The following is a 19,713-nucleotide window of genomic DNA, read 5'->3' as shown; positions in this document are numbered from 1 at the left end:
ATAACGATTAAGCTAAGGGGCTGCGGAACGCAGTCCCAGCGAATGTAATGAGCGATTTCAGCGCCTTGTTAGCGGCGTTACTCGGAAAAAGCGCTTTGAATTTGATCATTCCAGGCAAATGAATTTAATACCCAGCCGCCTGGTGTTTTATAAAATATGAACATCCATGGCAGGGCGTGCTTAACAGTTTTTTCAATGTAAATTAACTTAAGGAGAGAGCTTCCTGCTTTTGTTTCGCGTATGAATTCATACCCGATAGAATTTCCATAGCGCACACCAAATTGATCCCGTTGTGATTTTGATTGTAATGCCATGCTTTGAAATTCTGTTTCTGAAATTGCAGCGTAAGGCTTCATTACGGAAAATGCAGCATCTAGATCCCCTTTGGATGCTTTCGCCATAACTTGTTCCGCTAGGCTTTTTGCATCTTGCTCGGTCATCAATGAATCTGCATGTGCGCATATTGAAAATGCGAAAACGGCGGTAATAACAAATTGTCTAAGCATGATTTTCTCAGTAGTGGCTAACTATAAATAGACACCAAATGGTGCATAACTGCCCGGACGGGCTTGGTGGATAACATTCCTTGTTCCTCTCGCTATCCCTGTCTAGGCTGAAGCTTTCAGCGGTTCAATGACCGTATAAGGGAGTTATACACCATGGATGGAAAGCCTCGGTTGCTCGATCAAGTGCGTGAGCAGATTCGCCTGAAACACTACTCGATTCGCACGGAGCGCGTCTATTGCGAGTGGGTCAGGCGCTTTATTCGCTTTCATCAGTATCGTCATCCCGCCGACATGGGCGCCGCTGAGGTCGAGGCGTTTTTAACTGACCTGGCCGTGCGGGGTAACGTGTCAGCCAGCACGCAAAACCAGGCGCTCTCGGCGCTGTTGTTTCTGTACAAGCAGGTTCTCAAACTGGAGTTGCCGTGGTTGGGGGAGGTCGTTCGAGCCAAGAAGCCATCGCGCTTGCCAGTTGTTTTATCTCCGGATGAAGTGCAGCGGATATTGGCTCAGCTGCAAGGCGAGATATGGCTGATGACGAGCCTGCTCTATGGTGCAGGTATGCGGCTTATGGAGGTAATACGCTTGCGTGTGAAAGATGTGGATTTTGCTCGCAAGGAAATCCTCATTCGCGATGGCAAGGGCATGAAAGACCGCGTGACCGTTTTGCCGCAGCGATTGGTTGCGCCCTTGAAGCAGCATTTTCAGGTGGTCAGGGCTGCCCATAATGCCGAGCTTGGCGCCGGCCGAGGTGATGTCTACCTGCCTGACGCGCTGGCGCGGAAGTACCCCAAGGCGCCGTGGGAGTGGGCATGGCAATACGTGTTTCCAGCGAGCTCTTTATCGCTGGATCCGCGTAGCGGCAGGACACGCCGGCATCACTTCGACGAGAAGCGCATCCAGCGCCATTTCAAGTTGGCCGTCAGGGCCGCAGGGATCGAGAAGCTGGCGACGCCGCATACCTTGCGGCATTCCTTTGCTACCCACCTGTTAGAGAGCGGTCAGGATATTCGCACTGTCCAGGAACTGCTCGGTCATGCGGATGTGAAGACCACCATGATCTACACCCATGTACTGAATCGAGGAGGGCTGGGTGTTCTGAGCCCACTCGATCGGCCATAAAAAAGCCCCACAAAGGCGGGGCTTCTGGGCGCGCAGGCAATCAGACCAGTTCGGCCCACATATCGTATTCATCGGCATCAACGATGCGCACCCGGACTTTGTCGCCGGGGCTGACGGCGGTGCTGTCGATGAACACGCTGCCGTCGATTTCCGGGGCGTCGGCGTAGCAGCGGGCCACGGCGCCCTGGTCGTCGACTTCGTCGATCAGCACGTCCATTTCCTTGCCGACTTTCAACTGCAGGCGCGCTGCGCTGATGGCTTGTTGATGGGCCATGAAGCGGTCCCAGCGATCCTGCTTGATGTCGTCCGGCACGGCGTTGTCGAGCAGGTTGGCCGGTGCGCCTTCAACGGGCGAGTACTGGAAGCAGCCAACGCGGTCGAGCTGGGCTTCGGTCAGCCAGTCGAGCAGATACTGAAAATCTTCCTCGGTCTCGCCGGGGAAGCCGACGATAAAGGTCGAACGGATGGTCAGTTCTGGGCAGATCTCGCGCCAGTTCTTGATCCGCGCCAAGGTCTTGTCTTCGAAGGCCGGGCGCTTCATCAGCTTGAGCACTTTCGGGCTGGCATGCTGGAAGGGGATGTCCAGGTACGGCAGGATCTTGCCGGCGGCCATTAGCGGGATCAGCTCGTCGACGTGCGGGTAGGGGTAGACATAATGCAGGCGCACCCATACGCCCATGCTGGCAAGGGCCTCGCACATTTCAGTCATGCGGGTTTTCACCGGCTGACCGTTCCAGAAATCAGTCTTGTATTTCACGTCCACGCCATAGGCGCTGGTGTCCTGTGAGATCACCAGCAGCTCTTTGACGCCTGCTTTGACTAGGCGCTCGGCTTCACTGAGGACTTCGCCGACCGGGCGGCTGACCAGCTTGCCGCGCATCGAGGGGATGATGCAGAAGCTGCAGCTGTGGTTGCAGCCTTCGGAAATCTTCAGATAGGCGTAGTGGCGCGGAGTCAGCTTGATGCCCTGCGGCGGCACCAGGTCAATCAGCGGGTTATGGTCCTGCCTTGGCGGTACGACCTCGTGAACGGCGTTGAGCACCTGCTCATATTGTTGCGGGCCGGTTACCGAGAGCACGCTGGGGTGCACGTCGCGAATTGCACCTTCTTCCACACCCATGCAGCCAGTAACGATGACCTTGCCGTTCTCGGCGATGGCTTCGCCAATCACTTCCAGAGACTCGGCCTTGGCGCTGTCGATAAAACCGCAGGTATTGACCACCACCACGTCGGCGTCTTGATAGGTGGACACCACTTCGTAACCTTCCATGCGCAACTGGGTCAGGATGCGTTCGGAGTCGACCAGTGCTTTTGGGCAACCAAGGCTGACAAAGCCAACTTTCGGCGTGGCGGGGGTGGACATGGGGCAACCTCGGTTTTGGAGATAGACGCTGAGTGCGCCGCTGATCAAAAAGTGCGCAATTCTAACGGTGCTTCGGATGCTTGACCAGCACGGAGATTACTGGCGCACGCGTGCTCCAAAGCCTGATCAGGCGATTCGGTCGGCGAGAGGAGATATTTAAAAAGACCAAAACAAAAAGGCCACTCGTTTGAGTGGCCTTTCTGAGTATCTGGTTGCGGGAGCAGGATTTGAACCTACGACCTTCGGGTTATGAGCCCGACGAGCTACCAGACTGCTCCATCCCGCGCCGGCCATTCTATACAGGAATGAATCGCTGTCAATCGATTTCTGCTTTTTAATCAATTACTTAAATTGAAAGCCCGAAACGAGAAAGGCCACTCGATTGAGTGGCCTTTCTATGAAACTGGTTGCGGGAGCAGGATTTGAACCTACGACCTTCGGGTTATGAGCCCGACGAGCTACCAGACTGCTCCATCCCGCGGCGGCCATTGTATAGGCAAAAGCATCGATGTCAACCCGCAGCGGTAATAAATTGCTTTTCGTTCAGATGCTTAGCATCGCCCGGTCTTATGCAGGAGTGTGTCTAGGCCAGGAGTGATAGGGGTCTGATGGTTTTTTTCACCGCTGCTAATGCCGCAGCTTTATAGACAGTGGAGGGCGTTGCCATAGCCCGCCACACCCAGCTTGGGCTAGAGTCCGCGACTGTCGAAGAGGAGTGAAACGAATGGAGTTGCAATGTAACGCCTGCGGCGCGCAGGTAGCCCCCGATGCGCAACGCTGCCCGGCCTGTGGCACCGATATGCCGAAGAAAACTAAGTTGCTGCCCATCGCCGCCTTTATGTTGATCGTTATTCTGGTGATCCACTCTTATATGAAAGAAGAGCAGACTCCGGCCGAACCCGTAGCGCCAGCCGGGACGCTCGAACAGCGCTGACACTGCGAAAAAACATGACGGCCAGAAAAATCATCCACGTCGACTGCGATTGCTTCTACGCGGCAATCGAGATGCGCGACGACCCAAGCCTGGCCAACAAGCCACTGGCGGTAGGAGGCGCAGCAGACCGGCGCGGCGTGATCGCCACCTGCAATTACGAGGCGCGCGCTTATGGGGTGCGCTCCGCGATGGCCTCCGGGCATGCGCTGAAGCTCTGCCCGGACCTGGTGATCGTGAAACCGAGAATGGACGCTTACAAAGCCGTTTCTCGCGAGATCCAGGCGATCTTCCGTGATTACACCGACCAGATCGAGCCGTTGTCGCTGGATGAGGCCTATCTGGATGTATCAGACAGTCAGCACTTCGCCGGCAGCGCCACGCGAATCGCCCAGGACATCCGCCGCCGGGTGTCGCAGGAGCTGCACATCACGGTGTCGGCCGGCGTGGCGCCGAATAAGTTTCTGGCCAAAATCGCCAGCGACTGGAAGAAACCCAACGGCCTGTTCGTGATCACGCCCGATCAGGTCGAGGCGTTTGTCGCCGAGCTGCCCGTCAGCAAGTTGCACGGCGTCGGCAAGGTTACCGCCGACAAGCTCGGCCGCCTGGGGATTCGCAGCTGCGCCGATTTGCGGCAGTGGGGCAAACTGGCCCTGGTGAAGGAATTCGGCAGCTTCGGCGAACGGCTCTGGGGGCTGGCTCGTGGTATCGACGAGCGCGCGGTACAGACCGATAGCCGCCGACAAAGCGTCAGCGTAGAAAACACGTTCAATCAGGATCTGCCGGACCTCGCCGCGTGCCTTGAGCAGCTGCCGGAGTTACTTGAGCAGTTGACGACGCGGATGGCGCGCCTGGACAACAGCTACCGGGCGGACAAGCCCTTCGTCAAAATCAAGTTTCATGATTTCAGCCAAACCACCCTTGAACAGTCGGGTGCACGGCGTGATCTGGACAGCTATCGGCTGCTGCTCAGCGCCGCGTTCGCCCGTGGCAACAAACCGGTGCGCCTGCTCGGGGTGGGCGTACGGCTGCACGACCTGCGCAACCGCCACGAACAGCTGGATCTATTCACGCCATCTGCCTGAGCGTCTTGGCTCGCTTCAGCGCATCACGCAGTCAGAAGATGGAAACTGGTTTTCCTAACCTTCTTCCGGCCACAGCCGCAGCGGTTTGCCCTGGCGCGGCCATAGGCGCAATTGCTGCTGTGGGGAAAAATCCCAGCGTTCGATGCTGCCCAGGCTGTCGAGGAAGCGCGCTTCCTGTTCCATCACGGCCGGCGCGCATAATTTGCGCGTGCTGCCCGGCTGCTCGAAAGTCAGGCTGTCGCTGGCCAGGCGGTAATTGGCAAACCAGTGGTTGCAGCCAGCGCTGCCATAGGCGCGACCGTCGGCACCGAGGGTGATGGTCAGATGGCTACGGTCAATCAGGGGCCGCTCGCCGAGCCATTCCACCTGATAGCTTTTCTCGGTTTCCAGCTGCGGTGGTGCAGTGGCACAGCCCAGCACGCCCAAGGCGATCAAGCCAAGTGCAAATACGATCTTCATAGGCTCATGTCCTGCATTTCGGGCAATGGTGGTGGCCATTCTGGCTGCTCCAGCCCAATTCGCCGAGGCGGGCTTCAGCCGCTGGAGCCTGGGCCTTCTTGCCGAGGGCGGCGTCCACCGCGAACTCGAAATCGAGCAGGGTGGCGCAGGTATCGCATTTGACCTGCCAGTTGAAGATCGCCAGTTCCGCAAAGGCCGGTCCGCGTGCGACCGCAACCCATTGGCCCGCCGGGTTGATCAGGTGACGCACCTTGTCCACCTGCAGGCGCATGCTCAGGTCGCGGCTGCCTTTCAGCGTGACCAACAGGCTGTCGCCGTCGCGCATCGAACCGCCGTTGCCCGTGACCTGATAGCGGCCAGGCGCCAGCGCGCGGCATTCGATCAGGGTGTGCGCTGGATTGAGCAGGGTGTAGCGAAAATCGTGTTCGGCCATGTGTCCTCCAAATGGGCGCAAATGCTACCACGCCGCTGCACGCCGAAGGCCGCGCCACCCTGGGCTGCCGCCCATTGCAGCGAAGCGAGTCGGGTGAGCACGTGGCCTAGACGCTGACCTGGGCATGCTGGGCCAATCGCTCGATTGCTGCGTCCAGCTCATCGAGAGCGGTCTGGGCAGCCGGATCGTCCTGTTTCAACAGGGTTTCGCTGCGCTGGCAGGCCGCACGCAGCTGCGGTACGCCGCAATAGCGGGTGGCGCCATGCAGGCGATGGACGCGCTCGATCAGCGCGTTGCGCTCGCCGGCTTCGCGCGCCTGGTGAATGGCCAGGCGGTCGGCGGGCAGTCCCTCCAGCAGCATGCTCAGCATGTCCGCGGCCAGGTCGGCCTTGCCGGCCGCCAGGCGCAGCCCCTCTTCTGCGTCGAGGACGCTCAGGGTGCTGCTCGCCGCACCCTCGGCGCTGCGCTCGGGGCCCTGGTTGCGCAGGGCAAGACCGGTCCACTTGAGAATCACCTGGGCCAGCTGCCGCTCGCTGATGGGTTTGGTCAGGTAGTCGTCGAGGCCGCTTTGCAGCAGGGCGCGTTTTTCGTTGGCCAGCGCGTGGGCGGTCAGCGCGACTATCGGCACGCTGGTACGGCCGTGTTCGGTTTCCCACTGGCGAATCGCTTCGGTGGTCTGCCGGCCATCCAGGCCGGGCATCTGAACGTCCATGAAGATCAGGTCGTAACGGTTCTGCTTGGCTTTTTCCAGCGCGACGTAGCCATTCTCGGCAACGTTTACGCGGGCGCCCATGTCTTCCAGCAAGGTTTGCACCAGCAGCAGGTTGGCCGGGTTGTCATCGACGCAGAGGACATACGGCGGACGGCTCGGTGCCGGTGTGCTTTCCTGCACGCGCGCCTGGCGCGGGCTGATCAGCTCGCCGAGGGCGCGTTGCAGCTTGCGGGTGCAGGCGGGTTTGGCGTGCAGCTGGCTGTGAGCGTCCGGAAGCGTTTCGTGGTACAGCGACTGCTCGGTGGTCGGGCAGAGCACGATGGTTTTGCAATTGGCCCGCTCCAGGTCCCATATGCGCTGGCCGACCTGCTCGGGCGCGAGCAACCGGGCGGTCACTCCAAGGACCGCGAGCTCGATCGGTTTTGCGACGTGGCGGGCGCTGGCCACGGCTTCGACCAGGCTGTCGATGTCGGCGAACACCTCGACCAGCAAGCCGCAGTCTTCCAACTGATGTTGCAGGGCCTGACGCGACAGCTCGTGGTTTTCCAGGATGGCCGCGCGGCGCCCGAGCAGGGGCGGGCGCGGCAGGTCTTCGGCATCGTCGCGGGCCTTGGGCAGGCTGAGGGTGACCCAGAATTCCGAGCCTTCGCCGGGAATGCTGTCGACACCAATCTCACCGCCCATCTGCTCGATCAAGCGCTTGGAAATCACCAGGCCCAGACCAGTGCCGCCAGCCTGGCGCGACAGTGAGTTATCGGCCTGGCTGAAGGCCTGAAACAGCGCGCGCAGGTCTTCGTCGGAGAGGCCGATACCGGTGTCCTGCACGCTGATGCGCAGCTGCGCGTGATCGGCACTTTCATCTTCGAGCATGGCGCGGATGACGATGCTGCCCTTGCCGGTGAACTTGATTGCGTTGCTGACCAGGTTGGTCAACACCTGCTTGAGCCTCAGCGGGTCGCCGATCAGCGACAACGGCGTGTCGCGGTAGACCAGGCTGAGCAGCTCCAGGTCCTTGGCGTGCGCCGCCGGGGCGAGGATGGTCAGGGTGTCCTGCAGCAGGTCGCGCAGGTTGAACGGGATACTTTCCAGCACCAGCTTGCCGGCTTCGATCTTGGAGAAGTCGAGCACCTCGTTGATGATCCCGAGCAGGCTGTCGGCGGACTTTTCGATGGTGCTCAGGTAATCCTGCTGGCGCGGCGTCAGTTCGCTTTTCTGCAGCAGGTTGGTGAAGCCGAGAATGCCGTTGAGCGGGGTGCGGATTTCATGGCTCATGTTGGCCAGGAACTCGGACTTTATCCGGCTGGCTTCCAGGGCTTCCTTGCGTGCGAAGTCCAGCTCGATGTTCTGGATCTCGATGGTTTCCAGGTTCTGTCGCACGTCTTCGGTGGCCTGCTCGATGTTGTGCTGCAGTTCTTCCTGGGCATTTTGCAGCGCCTCGGCCATACGGTTGATGCCGGAGGCGAGCTCGTCCAGCTCATGGCTGCCGAGCGGTGGCAGGCGGGTTTGCAGGTTGCCGTCCTTGAGTTGGGCGACGCTGTGTTTGATCTGCCGCAGGGGCTCGTTGATGCTGCGACTCATGCGCGCGGCAAGCAGCGCGGTGACCGTCAGCCCGGCCGCGATCAGCATCAGGCTGGCGAGCAGGCTGCGGTAGCCGCTGAGCAGGGTGCTGTGGTGCGACAGCTCCAGCTCGACCCAGCCGAGCAGGCGTGTGCCCGGCTCGTCGACGGGTTGGCCGGTCAGGCTCAGGTGCTGTTCCAGCACCGGCAGGAGGAAGCGGGTGGCATCCTGACTGGTGTGCTGCGCGCCGAAATTGTCGTCGCCGCTCGGCACCGGGTTGAGCATGCTCGGGCCCGCATGGGCCAGGCGCGTACGCTCGGCGGCGAGGAAGCTGATGGCGCGTACGTCCGGCTGATCGAGGGCCTGGGTGGCGATACGCTGCAACAGCGTGGCGTCGCCCTGCTGTAAAGCAGGCGCTGCGAGGGGCGCCAGTTGCTCGGCGATCATCTGGCCGCGCTGGAGCAGCTGCGCTTGCATGCCCGACAGCTGCACCCAGGTGAAGTAGCCGCCCAGCACCAGCGCCAGCAGGCTGGTGGGCAGCAGGGTGAGCATGAGCACGCGGCCTTTGATGCCTAGATCCTTGAACACGGTTTCGCTCCAACGTTGACGTCTGGGCAGTGTAGCGATTCGGCGGCGGAGAGTCCTAGCGCCTGCAGTTTGGTTGCAGCAGCCCAGTCACGCGCGTTCCACCTGCGCTGCTGGTCCCATACGCGCCGCGGCCGGCCGCAAGCGGTGAAACGAGTGCTGACAACGGCGATTATGGCGGCTACGGGTTTGCCGTTATCATGGGCGCCCTTGTTGCTGTCTGGACTCGATCGACGCCATGACCCCGCATTACCCCACTATCGCCGATTGCGTCGGCAACACCCCGCTGGTGCGCTTGCAGCGCCTGCCCGGTAATACTTCCAATACGCTGCTGGTCAAGCTTGAAGGCAATAACCCGGCCGGCTCGGTGAAGGATCGTCCGGCGCTCTCGATGATCAGCCGCGCCGAGCTGCGCGGTGACATCCAGCTAGGCGATGTGCTGATCGAGGCCACCAGCGGCAATACCGGCATCGCCCTGGCCATGGCAGCGGCGATCAAGGGCTACCGGATGATCCTGATCATGCCGGACAACTCCACCGCCGAGCGCAAGGCCGCCATGAGTGCCTACGGCGCACAACTGATTCTGGTTGGCGGCATGGAAGAAGCGCGCGATCTGGCGCTACAGATGCAGGCGGACGGCAAGGGTAAGGTGCTCGACCAGTTCGCCAACGGCGACAACCCCGAAGCCCATTACCGCACCACCGGCCCCGAGCTCTGGCAGCAGACGGGCGGCCAGATCACCCATTTCATCAGTTCGATGGGCACCACCGGCACCATCATGGGCGTCTCGCGTTACCTCAAGGAGAACAAGCCAGACGTGCAGATCGTCGGCCTACAACCGATGGAGGGCGCCTCGATACCGGGCATCCGCCGCTGGCCCGAGGAATACCTGCCGAAGATCTACCAGGCCGAGCGGGTCGACCGGATCATCGACATGGCCCAGCGCGAGGCCGAAGACGTGATGCGCCGCATGGCGCGTGAGGAAGGCATCTTCTGCGGCGTTTCTTCCGGCGGCTCGGTGGCGGCCATGCTGCGCCTGTCGGCAGAAGTCGAAAATGCGGTGATGGTGGCGATCATCTGCGACCGCGGCGACCGTTACCTGTCCAGCGGCGTATACGACGCGCCCAGCAACTGATGGCCAAGAAAGACGGCGGTCTACGTTTTCAACCCAGCGGCGGCACGCGCGCGCCGCAGGTGCCGGTGGGCAAGAAACAGAAACTCGGCATCGAGCGCCTGGCCAACGACGGCCGCGGTATTGCCTTCGTCGACGGTCGCACCTGGTTCGTCAGCGGCGCCTTGCCCGGCGAGCAGATCGAAGCGCGGGTGCTGGGTGCCCACGGCAAGGTGGTCGAGGCGCGGGTCGAACGCATATTCACGGCCAGCCCGGCGCGGCGTGAGGAGCCCTGCGTGCATGCCCGCACGTGCGGCGGCTGCAGCCTGCAGCACATGCCCCATGCCGATCAGCTTGAGCTCAAGCAGCGCATGCTTGCCGAGCAACTGAGCAGCCTGGCGGATATCCAGCCCGAGACGTGGGCGCCTGCGCTGGTCGGTCCCGAACTGGCCTATCGTCGGCGCGCGCGAATTGCGGTGCGCTGGGACGCCAAGGCCCGGCAGCTGCAGGTTGGTTTTCGCGCTGCGGGCAGTCAGGACATCATTGCCATCAGTGAGTGTCCGGTGCTGGTACAGCCCTTGCAGCCGATCCTGCGGGCGTTGCCGGGTGCGCTGCAGGCGCTGCAAAAGCCCCAGGCCATCGGCCATGTGGAGTTGTTTCAAGGCGATGCCAGCGCCGTTTTGGTGCGCCATACCGCCGCGCTGGGTGATAGCGATCTGGCGCTGCTGGTGAGCTTTTGCCGCGGCCACGACGCCCAGCTCTGGTTGCAGGGCGCAGACGAGCCGCAGCCTTTTGATGAGTCCCATCACCTGGGTTACCGCCTGGATGCCTGGAATTTACAACTGGGCTACCGGCCCGGAGATTTCGTGCAGGTCAACGCTGCCATCAATCAGGCCATGGTTGCTCAGGCGCTAGACTGGCTGGCGGTTAAGCCTGGCGAGCGGGTGCTGGATCTGTTCTGCGGGCTGGGTAATTTCGCCCTGCCGCTGGCGACCCAGGCCAGGGAAGTGGTGGCGGTGGAGGGCGTGGCGGCGATGGTCGAACGAGCCGCGCGCAATGCAAATGCCAACAACCTGGATAACGTGCACTTTTTTCAGGCCGACCTGTCGAACCCGCTGCTTGGCGCGGGGTGGTCCGACGGCGGCTTTGCTGCGGTGCTGCTCGACCCGCCCCGTGATGGCGCATTGCAGGCCGTCAAGCAGATGGCAGGTTTTGGCGCCAAGCGCGTGCTGTACGTATCGTGCAACCCGACAACGCTGGCGCGTGATAGCGCCGAGTTGCGTCAGCAGGGTTACCGATTGACGCGAGCGGGCATCCTCGACATGTTCCCGCAGACGGCCCACGTTGAGGCCATGGCGTTATTCGAACGTTAGAAGCCAGGCGCAGGTCGCGATGATTGCATGAAGTTGGGCGCATAAGCGGATGGACGGTATGGCGTGTTGCAGCCAGGTCGCGCGGCTTATGCCAAGGTTTTTGTAGGGGCGCACGGGATTGCGCCCGACGTAGTTAAACCGACCGACCCGCAGAGGTTGGCGACTTTGAGGTGTGCCAGGGTGCACCCTATGGAAGGTAAGCAAGATGGTTCAGGTTAGAGCGCATCAGCCGATCAACGATGACGGCAGCATCAACCTAGAGGCCTGGCTGGCCCACGTATTGAGCGTCGATCCGGCCCTCGAGCTGGACGCCCTGCGCGATGCCTGCGAGTTCGCTCGCGAGGCCGAGCAGCAAGCCAACGCGGCGCAGAACCTGTGGTCCGAAGGGGCATCCAGTTTCCGGTCCGGTCTGGAGATCGCCGAGATTCTGGCCGATCTGAAGCTGGATCAGGATTCCCTTATCGCCGGGGTGATCTACCGCGGTGTGCGTGAAGGCAAGGTCACCCTGGCCGCCGTGCATCAGCGTTTCGGCCCGGTGGTGGCGAAGCTGGTCGAAGGTGTGCTGCGCATGGCGGCAATCAGCGCCAGCCTGAACCCGCGCGACTCGCTGGTGCTGGGCTCTCAGGCGCAGGTGGAAAACCTGCGCAAGATGCTGGTCGCCATGGTCGACGATGTGCGCGTGGCGCTGATCAAGCTGGCCGAGCGCACCTGCGCGATTCGCGCGGTGAAGGAAGCCGATGACGAGAAGCGTCAGCGCGTGGCCCGCGAGGTCTTCGATATCTATGCCCCGCTGGCCCACCGTCTCGGCATTGGTCATATCAAGTGGGAGCTGGAAGACCTGTCGTTCCGCTACCTGGAGCCGGAGCAGTACAAGCAGATCGCTAAGCTGCTGCATGAGCGGCGGATCGACCGCGAGCAGTACATCAATGATGTGATGGGCGACCTGCGCGAAGAGCTTGAAGCCACCGGGGTCAAGGCCGACATCAGCGGTCGGGCCAAACACATCTATTCAATCTGGCGGAAAATGCAGCGCAAGGGCCTGCAGTTCAGCCAGATCTACGACGTGCGCGCGGTGCGCGTGCTGGTGCCGGAGATGCGCGACTGCTACACCGCTCTCGGCATCGTTCATACGCTCTGGCGGCACATTCCCAAGGAGTTCGACGACTACATCGCCAACCCCAAGGAAAACGGCTACCGCTCACTGCACACCGCCGTTCTCGGTCCGGAAGGCAAGGTGCTGGAAGTGCAGATCCGCACCCACGCCATGCACGAGGAAGCCGAGCTGGGTGTGTGCGCGCACTGGCGCTACAAGGGCACTGACGTCAAAGCCAGCTCCAACCATTACGAGGAGAAGATTTCCTGGCTGCGCCAGGTGCTCGAATGGCACGAGGAGCTGGGCGATATCGGCGGCCTCGCCGAACAGCTGCGCGTCGATATCGAACCGGATCGGGTGTATGTGTTCACTCCGGACGGCCATGCGATCGACCTGCCGAAGGGCTCCACGCCGCTGGACTTCGCCTACCGCGTGCACACCGAAATCGGCCACAACTGCCGCGGCGCGAAGATCAACGGACGCATCGTACCGCTCAGCTACAGCCTGCAAACCGGCGAGCAGGTGGAGATCATCACCAGCAAGCATGGTACACCGAGCCGCGACTGGCTGAACTCCAACCTCGGCTACGTCACCACCTCGCGGGCGCGGGCGAAGATCGTCCACTGGTTCAAGTTGCAGGACCGCGATCAGAACGTCGCCGCCGGCAAGGCGCTGCTGGAACGCGAGCTGCTGCGCCTCGGTCTGCCCCACGTGGACTTCGACAAGTTGGCGGAAAAGGCCAACCTGAAAACCAGCGACGACATGGCGGCGGCGCTCGGGGCCGGCGATCTACGCCTGGCGCACCTGGTCAACCTGGCGCAGCAACTGGTCGAACCGGACCGGGTCAACGAGCAGCTTGAGCTGATCCCGCGCAAGGCCCTGGGCTTCAAACCGGGCAAGCGGGGCGATATCCAGATCCAGGGCGTCGGCAACCTGCTGACGCAGATGGCCGGTTGTTGCCAGCCGCTGCCGGGCGATCCGATCGTCGGCTACATCACCCAGGGCCGCGGGGTGAGTATTCACCGTCAGGATTGCGCCTCGGTGCTGCAACTCGGCAGTCGCGAGCCGGAGCGAATCATTCAGGTCAGCTGGGGCCCGGTGCCGGTGCAGACCTACCCGGTGGACATCATCATCAAGGCCTATGACCGTTCCGGTCTGCTGCGCGACGTGACCCAGGTGTTGCTCAACGAGAAGCTCAATGTGCTGGCGGTCAACACGCGCTCGAACAAGGATGACAACACCGCGTCGATGTCGCTGACTGTCGAGATCCCAGGGCTGGACGCGCTGGGGCGTCTGCTCGGGCGCATCAGCCAGCTGCCGAATATCATCGAGGCGCGCCGCCACAGGGCTTCCTGAGCTGCTGCGCTTTATCTGCAAGCCTGCAATAGCGTAGGGCGGACAAGCCTAAGGCTTGTCCGCCATCTGGACGCCGGCGGTGGACAAGGCTGCGCCATGTCCACCCTACAAAAGCGCACTTCGAAGCCCGGATGAAATCCGGGAAAATTGTGCGGGATATCCCGAATTGCATCCGGACTACGTTGACCAAGGAACCCTATGTACCAACTCGACGATCTGCTGCACCTGATGGCGCGCTTGCGCGACCCCTTGCATGGCTGCCCGTGGGACTTGAAACAGTCGTACGCCAGCATCGTGCCGCATACCCTCGAGGAAGCCTATGAGGTGGCTGACGCCATCGAGCGTGGCGACTTCGATCACCTGCCCGGCGAGCTCGGCGACCTGCTGTTTCAGGTGGTGTATTACAGTCAGCTGGCACGGGAGGAGGGGCGTTTCGAGTTCGCCCAGGTGGTCGACGGCATTACCCGCAAATTGCTGCGGCGCCACCCACACGTGTTCCCCGACGGCGACCTGTACGGCGCGCCCGATGTCGCCACGCTGGATGAAGCAGCGGTCAAAAAGCGCTGGGAAGACATCAAGGCGCAGGAGCGCGCCGAGCATGCGCCCGCGCCCGAGCAACTGTCGCTGCTCGACGATGTGCCCACTGCGCTGCCGGCCTTGAGCCGTGCGGTCAAACTGCAGAAGCGTGCCGCCCAGGTCGGGTTCGACTGGCCGGACGCCTTGCCAGTGGTGGACAAGGTGCGCGAGGAGCTCGATGAAGTGCTCGAGGCCATGAGCGAAAGCGACCCGCAGGCGATAGCCGAAGAGCTCGGCGACCTGCTGTTCGTGGCCACCAACCTGGCCCGTCATCTCAAGGTCGACCCGGAAACCGCGTTGCGCGCCGCCAATGGCAAGTTCGAGCGGCGCTTCCGTTTTATCGAGCAGGCATTGCGCGAAGCAGGCCGCGCCATGGAAGATTGCCCCCTGGAAGAACTGGATGCGCTCTGGGGCGAAGCCAAGAAACTGGAAAAACAGCAGCCTCGGGAGTGTTGACCCCGTGCTGCCACCCAACATCTATTGCTCGTCGGTAAGGTAGGTTATGGCTCTCTCACTACGCGACCAGTTGCTCAAAGCCGGGCTGGTCAACGAAAAGCAGGCCAAGCAGGTCGGCAAGGAAAAGCAGAAGCAGCAGCGCTTGGTGCAGAAAGGCCAGGCGGAGAAGGACGAGTCGCAGAAGCTTGCCGCGCAACAGGCCATGGCGGAAAAGGCCGCGCGTGATCAGGAGCTGAATCGCCAGCAGCAGGAAAAGATCGAACAGAAGGCCCGCGCCGCGCAGATCAAGCAATTGATCGAGGTGTCCCGTCTGCCCAAGCTGACCACCGAGGACTACTACAACTTCGTCGACGACAAGAAGGTCAAGCGCCTGTCGGTGAATGCCTTGATGCGCGACAAGCTCAGCCGTGGCTCGCTGGCCATCGTACGCAGCGGCGGCGGTTACGAAGTGATTCCGCGTGAGGCAGCATTGAAGATCCAGGAGCGCGATCCGCGCCGGGTGATCCTGCTCAATACCCCCACCGAAGCAGCCGATGCGGACGATCCCTACGCGGCCTATCAGGTGCCCGACGACCTCATGTGGTAAACCGCAAGCCGCGTCGAAATTCCGGATTCCGGCGTGGCGTGCGCGATGGTCGTCATTCAAACAGCCTCTGCCAGCGCTGGATTAGCAGGTGCGATTACCCAGCAACACGCGACCGAAAAGCGCACCGGGATTCTGCGCGGTAATCGCGATCAGTCGGTCGAGGCGCAACCGCTGTTCGCCGCTGGCGCCGCGCACGATCAGAAACTCTTCCTTGCTCGGCGTGGTTTCAGTGGTCAGCGCCTCGGCGTTCAGGCAGCTGCCGTCGTCCAGTTCGATAAGCAGGGCGTAGTGGTGCATGCAGGCGATCTCCAGATAGTCGTACAGATCGCAGGCCAGCGGTTGATAGGCGTCGGTCATCGGAGGCTCCAGGCGGCGAGTTTTGCCCAAGCGTAGACGTGCTTCCTGGCAATAAAAAGCCGGGCGATCGCCCGGCTTGTTGGACCTGCGCTGCGCCTAGTCGCGGCGACCTTCAACCGCCTTGCCGTCGACCGTGCCTTGGTCGAGCATGATCTGGTATTCCTTGCCGTCGGTCTCGACCTGGTGCAGGCGAACCAGCAGGTGGCTCCAGTCCTTGGCGAACCACAGAATGGTCTTGCGGCTGCTCTGGGTCGGATCGCGAACCCGCTCGACCTTGATCGCGTCGATCAGACCGGCTTTGGTGCGTACCACTTCTTCGCCGAGCACGCGGAAGTCATAGGTTTCGATTTCATCGCCGTCCACCACCTGGTAGCTCATGCTCTGCTCGCCGGCGGCGACGTCATACTGCAAGGCCAACTGGTAAGTCGATTTGTCCTGCATGCCGCGATTCAGCGGAATGCGCACCGGCGTTCCGCGGTCATTGCCGATCACCTGCTTCTCGTTCCAGTCGAAATCGTGCTCGATCTCCTTGCCCTTACCCAGGCCGCTGCGCTCGTAGCGGTAAGCCAGCGGCAGAAATGCATCGCCGTCCATGCGAAAGGTGCTTTGCTCGGTCAGGCTGGCGACCAGCATCGAGGCTTCGAAGCTCAGTTCCCAGCGACCGTCGCCAAGGGATTTCAGGCTGCGTTCCGCCGTACCGCTGACCGGCAGTTGCTTCCAGTCCGCGGTGTAGCTGGCGGAAAACGGTTTCACTTCGGCTGCAAGGGCAGGGAAGCTGAATAGGGCGAGAGCGAGCAGTAAGGCGCGACGCATGATGTCTCCTAGACGCTGTTATCAGTGGACGGCGGGGAGGGGATGTTGGCCCGTTCGTTCGCCGCCGTGCGGCTTAGCCTGACCGGAAAGCGCAGGCGACACAAGCCGCGTAGTCTGTGGCTGTTTTGGCGAACCAAACCTATGCCCGTACGAGGTGACCGGTGGCCGGCAGCGGTTCGCCATCGAGCAGCGCGCCTTGGTCCGTCAGCGACAAACGCCCCTCGGCAAACCAGCGCAGCGCCAGGGGATAAATCCGATGTTCCTGTTCGTGCACGCGACGCGCCAGGCTGTCGGGCGTGTCCTGCGGCTGTACCGGGACGACTGCCTGTACGACCAGAGGCCCACCATCGAGTTCCTCGGTGACGAAATGCACGCTGCAGCCATGCTCGCTGTCGCCCGCTTCGAGCGCCCGCTGATGGGTGTGCAAGCCCTTGTACTTGGGCAGCAACGAAGGGTGGATATTCAGCAGACGCCCTGCATAGTGGCGCACGAATGCCGGGGTGAGGATGCGCATGAAGCCGGCCAGCACCACCAGGTCTGGCGCGTAGCCATCGATGGCCTTGATCAGCGCCGCATCGAAGGCATCGCGGCCATCGAACTGCTTGTGATCGAGCACCTGGGTCGGAATGCCGGCCTGTTGCGCACGGCTTAAGCCGTACGCATCGGCGCGGTTGGCGAGCACCGCACCGATGCGCGCCGGGTGACCCGTTGAGGTTTCGGCGTCGGCCTGGATGCTGTCGATCAATGCCTGCAGGTTGCTGCCGGAGCCGGAGATCAGCACCACTACATTGCAGACGCTCGGCATCAGTGAGTTTTCAGGTTGTTCAGTACGACTTGGGCAGCGCCTTCGGCGGCTGCGCCGATCTGGCCGATGACCCAGGGCTGTTCGCCGGCATCGCGCAGGGTTTGCAGGGCGATTTCGACCTGATCCTGAGCGACGCAGATGACCATGCCGACGCCGCAGTTGAGCACGCGGTGCATCTCGTGCTCGTCGACGTTACCGGCCTGCTGCAGCCAGTCGAATACCGCCGGACGGGTCCAGCTGGCGACGTCGACCACCGCTTGAGCGCCCTTAGGCAGTACCCGCGGAATATTGTCAAGCAGGCCGCCGCCAGTGATATGGGCCATGGCCTTGACCGCGCCAGTGTCCTTGATCAGCTTGAGCAGCGGTTTGACGTAGATGCGGGTTGGCGCCATCAGCAGGTCGGCCATCGGCTTGTCGTCGATCTGGGTGGTTTCGATATCGGCACCGGACACTTCGATGATCTTGCGGATCAGCGAGTAGCCGTTGGAGTGCGGGCCGGAAGACGGCAGGGCGATCAGCGCGTCACCCGTGGCGACCTTGGAGCCGTCGATGATTTCGGCTTTTTCCACCACACCGACGCAAAAGCCAGCCAGGTCGTAGTCTTCGCCTTCGTACATGCCGGGCATTTCAGCGGTTTCACCACCGACCAGGGAGCAGCCTGCCAGTTCACAACCAGCGCCGATGCCGGTGACTACGGTGGCGGCCACGTCGACGTTGAGTTTGCCGGTGGCGTAGTAGTCGAGGAAGAACAGCGGCTCGGCGCCGCACACCACCAGGTCGTTGACGCACATGGCGACCAGGTCCTGGCCGATGCTGCCGTGCTTGTTCAAGTTCAGCGCCAGGCGCAGCTTGGTGCCAACGCCATCGGTGCCGGAGACCAGCACCGGTTGCTTGTAGCCGGCCGGGATCTCGCACAGCGCGCCGAAGCCGCCCAGGCCACCCATGACTTCCGGACGTGCGGTGCGCTTGGCGACGCTTTTGATGCGCTCGACCAGGGCTTCGCCTGCATCGATGTCGACGCCTGCGTCCTTGTAGCTGATGGAGGGTTGCTTGCTCATAGATCCAGGCCTTTAAGGGAAAAGTCGGTGTGCGCCAGCTGAGGAAGCCCGTCGGGCTTCGGCGGTATTGCTGCCGGTCGGCGAAGGCGCGCGATTTTATCAGGCTTGCCGGGCAGCGGCCACCCGCCCCGAGTGGTTGCCGCGGCGTCGGTGGCTGTTTAAGGTATAGCGCTGTCCAGGCCTGTGCCAAACCCGGCAAAGGCGCCTGGTTATCCGCTGTTGCTGCTCTGCGCTGTGCCGATATCCACTTTCGAGACTCTTTTACTATGCGCCTCATCGCCCGTTTGCTCGTTCTGTGCATGCCCTTGTTCAGCCTGCCGCTTAGTGCCGCACCGATGAGCGACCTGTACCAGGTGCGCGAACCCGTCAGCAGCCAGCAACCGGAAGAGCGCGATGCGGCAATGCTCAAGGCGCTGAATACCCTGGTCGTACGTTTGACCGGCGATGCCGAAGCGCTGCAGAGCCCGGCCCTGGCAGAACTGCTGAAGAATCCGCAACAGATCGTGGGTCGATACGGCTATGAAAGCGACAATTTGCTGGTCGATTTCGACCCTATCAGTACCGACCGCATCTTGCGCGAGGCGGGCTTTTCCCTGTGGGGGGCTAATCGGCCGTCGATTCTGGTCTGGTGGCTGAGTGACGCCAGCAGCGGCTCCAACTTGATCGGCGATGGCCAGAGCAGCGCCGCGTCCCTGAGCGCGGCTGCGCAGCACCGCGGTTTGCCGTTGCGCCTGCCAATCGCTGATTTGAGCGAGCAGCTAGTGGCCGTACCGGAAAACTTGGGTGGCAACGATCCCACTGCCTTGCGAGCTGCGTCCGAGCGCTACGCCGCGGACGCGCTGCTGGCGGTGCAGGCGCGCGAAGAGAATGGCCAGTGGCAAGCCGAGTGGCGTCTGTGGTTAGGCGACGAGCGCGAGCAGGGCAAGGCGCAAGGCGCGGATCAGACGGCGCTGGCCGATGCCATCATGCTGGCGGTAAGCGAGCGCCTTGCGCCGCGCTTCGCCGTCGCACCGGGTGCAACCTCGAGCCTGACGCTGGAAGTGGAGGGCGCCGATCTGGCCCGTTATGCCCAGCTGCAGAACGTGCTCGAACCATTCGGTGCGCACTTGCAGCAGGTTCAGGGTGATCGGCTGGTGTATCAGGTCAGCGCCAACGCCGAGCAGTTGCGTGCGCAACTGGCCCTCCTGCAGCTGCAGGAGGCAGCAGCCGAAGCACCGCCACTGGACGCCCAGGCGCCAGTCGAGCCGGCCGGCGGAGTGCCGACCACGGTGGCGCCGCCGCAGCCACGTGGCGATGTCCTGCGCTTTCGCTGGTAAACTGCGCCGCGTTCCATGAGTCGCAAGCAAACCGCTGCACTGGCAGCGGTTTCTTTTTTGGGT

18 protein-coding genes and 2 tRNA genes are annotated in these 19,713 nt (G+C 62.0%); 9 read left to right on the top strand and 11 right to left on the bottom strand.

The annotated features are described in order from the left end of the window. Positions 1–77 precede the first annotated feature (77 nt). Positions 78–506 (bottom strand): hypothetical protein, encoded by a 429-nt coding sequence (locus ACX0MV_RS16325; protein ID WP_458983555.1) that lies wholly within the window; start codon positions 504–506, stop codon positions 78–80. Between the two features lie 153 nt (positions 507–659). Between ACX0MV_RS16325 and ACX0MV_RS16320 the strand changes: the two genes are divergently transcribed. Beyond that, the gene (locus ACX0MV_RS16320) at positions 660–1,625 is read left to right on the top strand and encodes an integron integrase (protein WP_458983554.1); all 966 of its coding nucleotides are present in this window, start codon (positions 660–662) and stop codon (positions 1,623–1,625) included. Positions 1,626–1,665: 40 nt separating this feature from the next. Here the strand turns inward: ACX0MV_RS16320 and rimO are convergent, their stop codons facing one another. The 3 genes from rimO to ACX0MV_RS16305 all read right to left on the bottom strand — a co-directional run bounded on the left by rimO (position 1,666) and on the right by ACX0MV_RS16305 (position 3,469). Continuing rightward, positions 1,666–2,988, bottom strand: a complete 1,323-nt coding sequence (rimO, locus tag ACX0MV_RS16315; protein ID WP_458983553.1) for a 30S ribosomal protein S12 methylthiotransferase RimO — start codon at positions 2,986–2,988, stop codon at positions 1,666–1,668. Positions 2,989–3,197: 209 nt separating this feature from the next. Continuing rightward, a tRNA-Met gene (locus ACX0MV_RS16310) sits at positions 3,198–3,274 on the bottom strand. A gap of 118 nt (positions 3,275–3,392) precedes the next feature. After that, positions 3,393–3,469 (bottom strand) — tRNA-Met (locus tag ACX0MV_RS16305). Between the two features lie 243 nt (positions 3,470–3,712). Here ACX0MV_RS16305 and ACX0MV_RS16300 point away from each other — a divergent pair. Together ACX0MV_RS16300 and dinB are read left to right on the top strand one after the other, a co-directional pair. Further along, entirely contained in the window at positions 3,713–3,922 is a 210-nt protein-coding gene (locus ACX0MV_RS16300; RefSeq protein WP_458983552.1) for a zinc ribbon domain-containing protein, read from the top strand. A 14-nt stretch (positions 3,923–3,936) separates the two neighbouring features. Beyond that, entirely contained in the window at positions 3,937–5,004 is a 1,068-nt protein-coding gene (dinB, locus tag ACX0MV_RS16295; protein WP_458983551.1) for a DNA polymerase IV, read from the top strand. A 54-nt stretch (positions 5,005–5,058) separates the two neighbouring features. Here dinB and ACX0MV_RS16290 read toward each other — a convergent pair whose 3' ends face one another. From ACX0MV_RS16290 to ACX0MV_RS16280, 3 genes are all read right to left on the bottom strand, one after another. Next, positions 5,059–5,463 carry an META domain-containing protein gene (locus ACX0MV_RS16290; protein ID WP_458983550.1) on the bottom strand — a complete coding sequence of 135 codons (405 nt, stop codon included), beginning with the start codon at positions 5,461–5,463 and terminating at the stop codon, positions 5,059–5,061. A gap of 4 nt (positions 5,464–5,467) precedes the next feature. Next, positions 5,468–5,896 (bottom strand): hypothetical protein, encoded by a 429-nt coding sequence (locus ACX0MV_RS16285; protein WP_458983549.1) that lies wholly within the window; start codon positions 5,894–5,896, stop codon positions 5,468–5,470. A 106-nt stretch (positions 5,897–6,002) separates the two neighbouring features. Further along, the gene (locus tag ACX0MV_RS16280; protein ID WP_458983548.1) at positions 6,003–8,753 is read right to left on the bottom strand and encodes a response regulator; all 2,751 of its coding nucleotides are present in this window, start codon (positions 8,751–8,753) and stop codon (positions 6,003–6,005) included. A gap of 235 nt (positions 8,754–8,988) precedes the next feature. Here ACX0MV_RS16280 and cysM point away from each other — a divergent pair, with 235 nt between their 5' ends. The 5 genes from cysM to ACX0MV_RS16255 all read left to right on the top strand — a co-directional run bounded on the left by cysM (position 8,989) and on the right by ACX0MV_RS16255 (position 15,301). Next, the gene (gene cysM, locus ACX0MV_RS16275) at positions 8,989–9,885 is read left to right on the top strand and encodes a cysteine synthase CysM (protein WP_458983547.1); all 897 of its coding nucleotides are present in this window, start codon (positions 8,989–8,991) and stop codon (positions 9,883–9,885) included. Next, positions 9,885–11,234 (top strand): 23S rRNA (uracil(1939)-C(5))-methyltransferase RlmD, encoded by a 1,350-nt coding sequence (gene rlmD / locus ACX0MV_RS16270; protein ID WP_458983546.1) that lies wholly within the window; start codon positions 9,885–9,887, stop codon positions 11,232–11,234. Before cysM ends, rlmD begins: the two co-directional genes overlap by 1 nt. Before the next feature lie 205 nt (positions 11,235–11,439). Then, positions 11,440–13,683 (top strand): GTP diphosphokinase, encoded by a 2,244-nt coding sequence (gene relA, locus ACX0MV_RS16265; protein ID WP_458983545.1) that lies wholly within the window; start codon positions 11,440–11,442, stop codon positions 13,681–13,683. 198 nt (positions 13,684–13,881) lie between these two features. Beyond that, positions 13,882–14,715 carry a nucleoside triphosphate pyrophosphohydrolase gene (mazG, locus tag ACX0MV_RS16260; RefSeq protein WP_458983544.1) on the top strand — a complete coding sequence of 278 codons (834 nt, stop codon included), beginning with the start codon at positions 13,882–13,884 and terminating at the stop codon, positions 14,713–14,715. Between the two features lie 46 nt (positions 14,716–14,761). Continuing rightward, positions 14,762–15,301, top strand: coding sequence for a DUF2058 domain-containing protein (locus ACX0MV_RS16255; RefSeq protein WP_458983543.1), 540 nt, complete (start codon positions 14,762–14,764; stop codon positions 15,299–15,301). Between the two features lie 81 nt (positions 15,302–15,382). On the opposite strand, the gene ACX0MV_RS16250 is transcribed toward ACX0MV_RS16255, so the two are convergent. The 4 genes from ACX0MV_RS16250 to purM all read right to left on the bottom strand — a co-directional run bounded on the left by ACX0MV_RS16250 (position 15,383) and on the right by purM (position 18,334). Continuing rightward, positions 15,383–15,658: a Rho-binding antiterminator gene (locus ACX0MV_RS16250; protein WP_458983542.1), complete on the bottom strand. Its 276-nt coding sequence runs from the start codon at positions 15,656–15,658 to the stop codon at positions 15,383–15,385. A gap of 96 nt (positions 15,659–15,754) precedes the next feature. Then, on the bottom strand, positions 15,755–16,471 hold the full coding sequence (locus ACX0MV_RS16245; protein WP_458983541.1) for a DUF3108 domain-containing protein: 717 nt from the start codon (positions 16,469–16,471) through the stop codon (positions 15,755–15,757). A 139-nt stretch (positions 16,472–16,610) separates the two neighbouring features. Beyond that, entirely contained in the window at positions 16,611–17,276 is a 666-nt protein-coding gene (gene purN / locus ACX0MV_RS16240) for a phosphoribosylglycinamide formyltransferase (RefSeq protein WP_458983540.1), read from the bottom strand. Further along, positions 17,276–18,334 (bottom strand): phosphoribosylformylglycinamidine cyclo-ligase, encoded by a 1,059-nt coding sequence (gene purM, locus ACX0MV_RS16235; RefSeq protein ID WP_458983539.1) that lies wholly within the window; start codon positions 18,332–18,334, stop codon positions 17,276–17,278. The genes purN and purM overlap by 1 nt, the downstream gene beginning before the upstream one ends. A 266-nt stretch (positions 18,335–18,600) precedes the next feature. On the opposite strand from purM, the gene ACX0MV_RS16230 reads away from it, so the two are divergent. Further along, on the top strand, positions 18,601–19,650 hold the full coding sequence (locus ACX0MV_RS16230; RefSeq protein ID WP_458983538.1) for a DUF2066 domain-containing protein: 1,050 nt from the start codon (positions 18,601–18,603) through the stop codon (positions 19,648–19,650). Positions 19,651–19,713: the final 63 nt, after the last annotated feature.

The sequence above is a fragment of the Pseudomonas cistanchae genome, assembly GCF_054483635.1.
The sequence above is the reverse complement of the archived record's forward strand: the minus strand, read 5'-3'. Positions and strand labels throughout refer to the sequence as shown.

What these genes read in the sequence shown, in the direction of transcription:
- ACX0MV_RS16245 (WP_458983541.1), bottom strand. Translation starts at nt 16,471, where the DNA reads ATGCGTCGCGCCTTACTGCTCGCTCTCGCCCTATTCAGCTTCCCTGCC.
- rlmD (WP_458983546.1), top strand. Translation starts at nt 9,885, where the DNA reads ATGGCCAAGAAAGACGGCGGTCTACGTTTTCAACCCAGCGGCGGCACG.
- mazG (WP_458983544.1), top strand. Translation starts at nt 13,882, where the DNA reads ATGTACCAACTCGACGATCTGCTGCACCTGATGGCGCGCTTGCGCGAC.
- purN (WP_458983540.1), bottom strand. Translation starts at nt 17,276, where the DNA reads ATGCCGAGCGTCTGCAATGTAGTGGTGCTGATCTCCGGCTCCGGCAGC.
- ACX0MV_RS16230 (WP_458983538.1), top strand. Translation starts at nt 18,601, where the DNA reads ATGCGCCTCATCGCCCGTTTGCTCGTTCTGTGCATGCCCTTGTTCAGC.
- ACX0MV_RS16285 (WP_458983549.1), bottom strand. Translation starts at nt 5,896, where the DNA reads ATGGCCGAACACGATTTTCGCTACACCCTGCTCAATCCAGCGCACACC.
- ACX0MV_RS16255 (WP_458983543.1), top strand. Translation starts at nt 14,762, where the DNA reads ATGGCTCTCTCACTACGCGACCAGTTGCTCAAAGCCGGGCTGGTCAAC.
- cysM (WP_458983547.1), top strand. Translation starts at nt 8,989, where the DNA reads ATGACCCCGCATTACCCCACTATCGCCGATTGCGTCGGCAACACCCCG.
- ACX0MV_RS16320 (WP_458983554.1), top strand. Translation starts at nt 660, where the DNA reads ATGGATGGAAAGCCTCGGTTGCTCGATCAAGTGCGTGAGCAGATTCGC.
- rimO (WP_458983553.1), bottom strand. Translation starts at nt 2,988, where the DNA reads ATGTCCACCCCCGCCACGCCGAAAGTTGGCTTTGTCAGCCTTGGTTGC.
- ACX0MV_RS16300 (WP_458983552.1), top strand. Translation starts at nt 3,713, where the DNA reads ATGGAGTTGCAATGTAACGCCTGCGGCGCGCAGGTAGCCCCCGATGCG.
- purM (WP_458983539.1), bottom strand. Translation starts at nt 18,334, where the DNA reads ATGAGCAAGCAACCCTCCATCAGCTACAAGGACGCAGGCGTCGACATC.
- dinB (WP_458983551.1), top strand. Translation starts at nt 3,937, where the DNA reads ATGACGGCCAGAAAAATCATCCACGTCGACTGCGATTGCTTCTACGCG.
- ACX0MV_RS16325 (WP_458983555.1), bottom strand. Translation starts at nt 506, where the DNA reads ATGCTTAGACAATTTGTTATTACCGCCGTTTTCGCATTTTCAATATGC.
- ACX0MV_RS16290 (WP_458983550.1), bottom strand. Translation starts at nt 5,463, where the DNA reads ATGAAGATCGTATTTGCACTTGGCTTGATCGCCTTGGGCGTGCTGGGC.
- relA (WP_458983545.1), top strand. Translation starts at nt 11,440, where the DNA reads ATGGTTCAGGTTAGAGCGCATCAGCCGATCAACGATGACGGCAGCATC.
- ACX0MV_RS16250 (WP_458983542.1), bottom strand. Translation starts at nt 15,658, where the DNA reads ATGACCGACGCCTATCAACCGCTGGCCTGCGATCTGTACGACTATCTG.